We start from the raw sequence: 6,767 nt of genomic DNA on the forward strand, positions 1-6,767 counted from the left end.
AAACTTAAATTTATGAAATAGGGTGGAAGAAAAAAACAGAGGAAAATCCTCTGCCTGTTTCTTCCTTTTTAATGATTGGAAAGGATAGCTGCTAACTCTTTAAAAGCATAATCAACAGCTTTGATTGTGTCCTCTACATCTTGTCTCGTATGCTCTGTCGTTAGAAACCAAGCTTCATATTTAGATGGTGCAAGATTTACACCTTGCCGTAACATAAGTTTAAAAAACTTACCGAAAATTTCGCTGTCAGATTGCTTTGCATCTTCATAATTTTCAACAATTTTATTCGTAAAAAATACAGTTAAGGCACCTTTTACTCGATTGACCGTAATGGTTATATTATGCTCATTTGCTTTCGCTATGATTCCTTCTTCTAATAATTTTCCTAGTTCATCCAGTTTTTCATAAACCCCTTCTTGCTTAAGTACTTCTAAACATGCAATACCAGCTCGCATCGAAGCGGGATTTCCTGCCATTGTTCCGGCTTGGTAAGCAGGTCCGAGCGGTGCAACTTGTGCCATAATTTCTCTCTTACCTCCGTATGCACCAATTGGTAGTCCGCCGCCAATTATTTTACCAAGGGCTGTTAAATCCGGTGTTACACCTAGTAAATTTTGTGCTCCGCCGTACATAAAACGAAATCCTGTTATAACCTCATCGTAAATAACAAGTGCTCCAGCTTGATGGGTTAGGTCATTTACCTGTTGTAAAAATCCTTCATTTGGCATGACAATCCCGAAGTTACCGACAATTGGTTCCACTAATACACCAGCAACATCATCGCCCCATTTATCAAGTGCATCTTTAAATGCTTCAATATTATTGTAGGGAACGGTAATAATATCTTGTGCAACACTTTTTGGAATTCCAGCAGAATCCGGTGTACCAAGCGTAGAAGGACCTGAACCAGCAGCCACAAGCACAGAATCAAAGTGGCCGTGGTAACAGCCTGCAAACTTCATAATCTTCGTTCTTCCTGTGTATGCACGGGCAACACGAACGGTTGTCATAACTGCTTCTGTACCCGAGTTAACAAAACGAACTTTATCTAATGAAGGAATTGCTTCCTTTAATAATTTTGCGAATGTCACTTCATAAGGTGTTGGTGTCCCAAAGAGTACCCCATCTTCAGCAGCTTCTTGGATTGCTTTTGTTATATATGGATGCGCATGACCGGTAATAATCGGACCGTATGCGGCTAAATAATCAATATATTTATTATCGTCAACATCCCAAAAATATGCGCCTTTCCCACGTTTCATGGCAACGGGAGAACCGCCCCCAACAGCTTTAAACGAACGTGATGGACTGTTAACTCCGCCAACAATATGTTTTAGCGCCTCTGTATGTAATTGTTCTGAGTTTGTAAATTTCATTCGTATTCCACTCCTTATGGTAATAACTCATTGTGATAGCTTTCATTATTCAAGTGATAGAAAAAAGCAACTGTTGTCTCACTTTATTGTATCATGATTTATGGAATAGAGGATAAGACTTATTAGTTGTGAAGACCGTAATGGTTAGGTAAACTAATCGATGTAAAAATATGAAAATGAGGTACTTGCATGGAAACAATCATCGACGTAAAACAGTTACGAAAAGAATTCGTTTCTCACTCAAGCCGTTCTGGATTAAAAGGAGCATTTCGCGATTTATTTACACGTAACTACAAAGTTATACCGGCCGTAAATGATATTTCCTTTTCTGTTCAGAAAGGTGAAATGATGGGATACATTGGTGAAAACGGAGCAGGAAAATCGACAACGATAAAAATGCTAACGGGTATATTAACACCAACATCCGGACAAATCGTGGTCAATGGCATGAATCCGCATAAAGAAAGAGAAAAATTTGTTAGAACAATTGGGGTAGTATTTGGGCAACGTTCGCAGCTATGGTGGGATATTGCTGTACAAGAATCCTTTCGATTACTAAAGAAAGTATACGGTGTATCCGACAAGCAGTACAAAGAACATATGGAGCATGTGATAGAAACACTCGATATTGGTCCACTTCTTGATAAGCCTGTTCGTAAGCTCTCTCTTGGACAACGTATGCGATGCGAGCTAGCTGCAGCGCTCATACACAATCCTTCCCTTTTATTTTTAGATGAACCAACGATCGGATTGGATGTTCTTGTGAAGTTGAAAATAAGAGAATTTTTAAAAGAAATGAATGAAAGATATAAAACTACAATTTTATTAACAACACACGATATATCAGATATTGAGGCTTTATGCGATCGGGTTGTAATGTTAGATGAAGGGAACATTATGTATGATGGTTCGCTTGAAAAGCTCCGTTCCAATTGGGGCAAAGAAAAAATCATCCACTTTCAATTTACGAAGTCTGTTTCTAGTCTAGAATTAGCAACAGTTATGCCAGGGAGAGTTACATGGAAGCAAGAAGACGGAGATAATGTTTGGACAGCGAAAATACCGAATGAAGAAACGATGATCTCTGCTCTGATTTCACACGTAGTGCAAACATTCAAAATTAAAGATATAAGAATAGAGGAAGTATCAACCGAAGAAATTATTCGTAATATTTACGAAGAGGGTAATACGCATGGCTAAATATATAGAAATGATTCGTATACGATTTCTTATGATGCTTGCCTATCGAACCAATTATTATAGCGGAATTCTTATTTATACGATCAATATTGGAGCGTATTACTTTTTATGGGGAGCGATATATGGCGGGAAAGACAGTATCCAAGGATTATCGGTTGCACAAATGACGACTTATGTTGCAGTTGGTTGGATGGCACGGGCTTTTTATTTCAATAATATTGACCGTGAAATAGCAGAAGAAATTCGCGAAGGACGTGTGGCCATCGAAATGATTCGTCCGTATAGCTATCTTGGTATGAAGGTTATGCAAGGGCTTGGAGAAGGAATCTTTCGGTTTGCATTCTTTTCTATTCCGGGTATGATTCTTGTTTCGTTTTTGTTTTCCTTAACGATTACGTCACATACGCAAACGTGGTTTTCGTTTTTACTCTCTATTTTGTTTAGTTTCATTATTAACACGCAAATTAATTTGATTACTGGTATGATGACATTCTTCTTATTTAATAATGACGGCCTCATGTATGCAAAACGGGTTGCCATTGATCTATTTTCTGGACTTTTGCTTCCTATTAGCTTCTATCCACTTTGGGCTCAAAGCATAATGAATTTTTTCCCGTTTCAAGCGATTAGCTATATTCCAAGTATGATTTTTTCAGAAGGATTAACAGGACAAGCAGTCTGGAATGCCATAATGTTTCAAATTATATGGTCTGTTATACTCATTCTTCCAATCGTTTTCATGTGGAAATTGGCGAAAAAACGATTAATTGTGCAGGGAGGGTAAGCAGAATGATATATGTTCAATTATTGTTTCAATATGCCGGACAGTATATGAAAACAAAGCTACAGTATCGCGGAGATCTTCTCGTCGGTCTTCTGTCTGATATGATGATGCAAGCTGTAAACCTAATCTTTATACTGGTTGTATTTGGTCATACACAACTGTTACAGGGGTGGGTAAGAGAAGAAGTTATTTTTATCTATGGATTTTTCCTAGTACCATTCTCGATTTTTTCGGCCTTTTTTAATATTTGGGATTTTAATGATCGATATATAGTAAAAGGAGAAATGGACCGCATTTTAACGCGTCCTATTCATAGTTTGTTTCAAATTATTCTAGAGCGCATGGAGCTGGAATCATTTATTGGAGGCATTACAGGCATTCTTATTATGCTATATGCATCCATACAGCTTCATTTGATATTTCATTGGTACGATTTCATCCTATTTATAATAATGGCAATTGGCGGTGCGCTCGTATACGGCGGAATATTTGTTTCGCTAGCTAGTATTGGATTTTGGTCAGATGCGAGAAGCTCTATCATGCCGCTTATGTATAATATAGGAAACTACGGACGGTATCCCATTAATATTTATAATAAAATCATTCGATTTATATTAACTTGGGTATTGCCTTTTGCATTTGTAGGAGTGTATCCAGCTTCGTATTTTTTACATAAAAGCGAATGGAACTTCTATGCGTTTTTTACTCCTGTCATGGGAATCCTCTTCTTCTCCTTTGCTGTTTTTCTTTGGAACAAAGGTGTCAAGCGATATCGGGGTGCAGGTAACTGATATAATTCATTTGTCCATCTCATATAGATGATATGAGGTGGACAAACATGTGGATCATTGTGTTACTACTCGCTATTTTTGCTATTTTATATAGTATACGTAATCTATGGAAAACATCTGGGACGAACTCCTTTTTTTCTTTATCGAATCTTGTGCTGCTTAGTCTTGTCTATTTAACTGTATTGATCGCATTTGGATTAGGGTATTTCGTTTTAGAAGAAATTGGGTTTCTTGTTTTGAAAGAACACGGAAATGCTATTACGGTAAACCCTAGGGAAACGGTAGGGACTACCATGTACTTTAGTGCGATTACACTCTTTTCGGTTGGATATGGTGATATTACACCAATTGGTTTCGGGAGGTTTATTGCAGTTATAGAGGCACTAATTGGATATACCTTACCGTTTGCTTTTGTCGCCCGTATAGTTACAGAACATGATAAACGGGATTAAACATGGTATAGTTAAGAGTGGAGTAGACGAAGGAGAGGTTGTTAATATGGTTAAACTAGGAGAACTTGCACCAGATTTCACATTGCCAGCAAGTAGCGGACAACAGGTTACATTATCAGCTTTTCGGGGCAAAAATGTTGTAGTTTATTTTTATCCAAAGGATATGACGCCTGGATGTACGACACAAGCCTGTGATTTTCGCGATTCATTAGATTTATTCAATGATGAAAATACGATTATATTAGGAATTAATCGTGATACGATAGCGAAGCATGTAACATTTATTAATAAGAACAATTTGCCATTTCAGTTATTGTCAGACGAAGAACATGTAGTAACAGAACTATATGGTGCTTGGAAGTTAAAAAAGAATTTCGGTAAAGAATACATGGGAATTGAACGGTCTACCTTCGTTATTGATAAGGAAGGAAAACTTGTCAAAGAATGGCGCAAGGTAAAAGTGAAGGAACATGTTAAGGAAGTATTGGCTGTAATTAAAGAATTAGCATAGGGCTTCTTTAATTTACAGAAAGTGAGGCATTCGTCTATACCTAATGGATGTCTAAGTAATATGGTAAAGTGTAGGGCATACCTCCTCAGATGATAGCTTTTCACGTGCGAGACACTTCTCGCACTATTTTTTTGTGCAAAACGCAAACAACTATTTGAGGGGATAGTAAGTATTTGAAATGGATTCAATCCAGCAAAGAGATTTGCGGTAATGAAAGAGCAAGGATTGTTCCCAGAGAGGGAGAAAAAGGAAGTTTGCTTCTGTTTTTTGAAGCTGATACTTGTTTAGTTCCCTTTTCTAGGGGAAGCTCATTTTATACTTTAATAAGTTATTTGGAAATGCAGTATCCTTATAGTAGAAATATTGACAATAGGAAACATAAAGCTGTAAACTGATTGTAAATATTATAACGTAGTAATCTATATAGAATGGGGGTGCATGGCGGTGGTTAACGAAGAACTAAAAGAGGCATTAGAACTTTTAAAAGGTACAGGTGTACGTATGACTCCACAACGTCATGCTATTTTAGAGTATCTGGTTAGTTCGTTGTCGCACCCGACAGCTGATGAAATATATAAAGCGCTTGAAGATAAATTTCCGAATATGAGCGTTGCGACTGTATACAATAATTTACGTGTTTTTAAAGAAATTGGTCTTGTGAAGGAACTGACGTATGGTGATACTTCTAGTAGATTTGATTATGTGACGACGGATCATTATCATGTTATATGTGAAAAATGTGGGAAGATTGTTGACTTTCCTTATTCTGGTTTAGAAGAAATGGAACAAAAAGCATCCGAAGAAACGGGATTTATAATACGAAGTCATCGTATCGAATTGTATGGTGTTTGTCCGGAATGCAGCCATATGTTGAAAAATTAATGCGCGTTGTGCTAGAAACAAAGTTCCTTGGTTGACTTTAAAGGATGATTTCCTTTGTTAGTCAGCCTTTTTTATTTCGATTGCTGTAGGCCTCGTGAAGCTCTTTGCCGTCCCATGAAGCATCTAATGTAAGAGGTTGATGACAATGCATACACGCATCAGCCCGTCCAAGTATTTTGGTTGGTTTATTACATTCTGGGCAAAGGACTTGTACAGTTTTTGCTGAGAGCATACCAATCCAAAAATAAATGATGGTACTACCGATAATGGAAACAAAACCTACGATGATGAATAAGGACATAATAAGAGGGGAATTGCGGAAAAATACCCCCACATAGGAAATGAAGAGTCCAGCAAAAACAGATCCTAAAGCAAACGTCCGAATTTTATTGATTTTGCTACTGTATTTCACTCTCATTGGGCACACTCCCTTTTTACAAATCATACATTATATAATATATATTTCCAAACAAAAAAGAATGAGTAAAGTATAGAGTTTGATAAGAAAATAGAATGAGAAAAATATTGAAAAAGTAATTGACCTATAATTTATTACGTGATATATTATTAACCGTCGCTGATGCAAATCAGCAGCAAACAGTAAATTAAAAACATGTTGACACTGTTTTTGAAAGGTGCTAACATAAAGAAGTCGCTTTTGAGCGATAATGAGTTCTTTGAAAACTAAACAAAACATGAAACGTCAGTTTTATTTTTTTAAAGCTTAGACAAACTTTAACTTTTATGGAGAGTTTGATCCTGGCTCAGGAT

The 6,767-nt window shown here is 36.9% G+C and carries 9 protein-coding genes; 7 read left to right on the top strand and 2 right to left on the bottom strand.

The features are described from left to right. Positions 1–68: 68 nt before the first annotated feature. Entirely contained in the window at positions 69–1,376 is a 1,308-nt protein-coding gene (locus ACAN53_RS15605; protein ID WP_379971083.1) for a glutamate-1-semialdehyde 2,1-aminomutase, read from the bottom strand. A 189-nt stretch (positions 1,377–1,565) separates the two neighbouring features. On the opposite strand from ACAN53_RS15605, the gene ACAN53_RS15610 reads away from it, so the two are divergent. The 7 genes from ACAN53_RS15610 to perR all read left to right on the top strand — a co-directional run bounded on the left by ACAN53_RS15610 (position 1,566) and on the right by perR (position 5,996). Beyond that, the gene (locus ACAN53_RS15610; protein ID WP_379971084.1) at positions 1,566–2,576 is read left to right on the top strand and encodes an ABC transporter ATP-binding protein; all 1,011 of its coding nucleotides are present in this window, start codon (positions 1,566–1,568) and stop codon (positions 2,574–2,576) included. Then, the gene (locus ACAN53_RS15615) at positions 2,569–3,360 is read left to right on the top strand and encodes an ABC transporter permease (RefSeq protein ID WP_379971086.1); all 792 of its coding nucleotides are present in this window, start codon (positions 2,569–2,571) and stop codon (positions 3,358–3,360) included. Before ACAN53_RS15610 ends, ACAN53_RS15615 begins: the two co-directional genes overlap by 8 nt. A 5-nt stretch (positions 3,361–3,365) precedes the next feature. After that, on the top strand, positions 3,366–4,151 hold the full coding sequence (locus ACAN53_RS15620; RefSeq protein ID WP_379971087.1) for an ABC transporter permease: 786 nt from the start codon (positions 3,366–3,368) through the stop codon (positions 4,149–4,151). 47 nt (positions 4,152–4,198) lie between these two features. Continuing rightward, entirely contained in the window at positions 4,199–4,603 is a 405-nt protein-coding gene (locus tag ACAN53_RS15625) for an ion channel (RefSeq protein WP_379971088.1), read from the top strand. 46 nt (positions 4,604–4,649) lie between these two features. Continuing rightward, positions 4,650–5,114: a thioredoxin-dependent thiol peroxidase gene (gene bcp, locus ACAN53_RS15630; RefSeq protein ID WP_379971089.1), complete on the top strand. Its 465-nt coding sequence runs from the start codon at positions 4,650–4,652 to the stop codon at positions 5,112–5,114. A 173-nt stretch (positions 5,115–5,287) separates the two neighbouring features. Continuing rightward, positions 5,288–5,509 (top strand): hypothetical protein, encoded by a 222-nt coding sequence (locus tag ACAN53_RS15635; protein ID WP_379971090.1) that lies wholly within the window; start codon positions 5,288–5,290, stop codon positions 5,507–5,509. Between the two features lie 43 nt (positions 5,510–5,552). Continuing rightward, positions 5,553–5,996 carry a peroxide-responsive transcriptional repressor PerR gene (gene perR, locus ACAN53_RS15640; protein ID WP_379971091.1) on the top strand — a complete coding sequence of 148 codons (444 nt, stop codon included), beginning with the start codon at positions 5,553–5,555 and terminating at the stop codon, positions 5,994–5,996. Between the two features lie 61 nt (positions 5,997–6,057). Here perR and ACAN53_RS15645 read toward each other — a convergent pair whose 3' ends face one another. Next, complete coding sequence (locus tag ACAN53_RS15645) at positions 6,058–6,414, bottom strand: DUF2614 family zinc ribbon-containing protein (RefSeq protein ID WP_379971092.1); 357 nt, start codon at positions 6,412–6,414, stop codon at positions 6,058–6,060. Positions 6,415–6,767 lie beyond the last annotated feature (353 nt).

This window comes from Ectobacillus soli, from assembly GCF_042610425.1.
GTDB lineage: Bacteria > Bacillota > Bacilli > Bacillales > Bacillaceae_G > Ectobacillus.

Excerpts from the sequence above, each read along its gene's own strand:
- ACAN53_RS15605 (WP_379971083.1), bottom strand. The coding sequence starts at position 1,376 with ATGAAATTTACAAACTCAGAACAATTACATACAGAGGCGCTAAAACAT.
- ACAN53_RS15610 (WP_379971084.1), top strand. The coding sequence starts at position 1,566 with ATGGAAACAATCATCGACGTAAAACAGTTACGAAAAGAATTCGTTTCT.
- perR (WP_379971091.1), top strand. The coding sequence starts at position 5,553 with ATGGCGGTGGTTAACGAAGAACTAAAAGAGGCATTAGAACTTTTAAAA.
- ACAN53_RS15625 (WP_379971088.1), top strand. The coding sequence starts at position 4,199 with ATGTGGATCATTGTGTTACTACTCGCTATTTTTGCTATTTTATATAGT.
- bcp (WP_379971089.1), top strand. The coding sequence starts at position 4,650 with ATGGTTAAACTAGGAGAACTTGCACCAGATTTCACATTGCCAGCAAGT.
- ACAN53_RS15615 (WP_379971086.1), top strand. The coding sequence starts at position 2,569 with ATGGCTAAATATATAGAAATGATTCGTATACGATTTCTTATGATGCTT.
- ACAN53_RS15645 (WP_379971092.1), bottom strand. The coding sequence starts at position 6,414 with ATGAGAGTGAAATACAGTAGCAAAATCAATAAAATTCGGACGTTTGCT.
- ACAN53_RS15620 (WP_379971087.1), top strand. The coding sequence starts at position 3,366 with ATGATATATGTTCAATTATTGTTTCAATATGCCGGACAGTATATGAAA.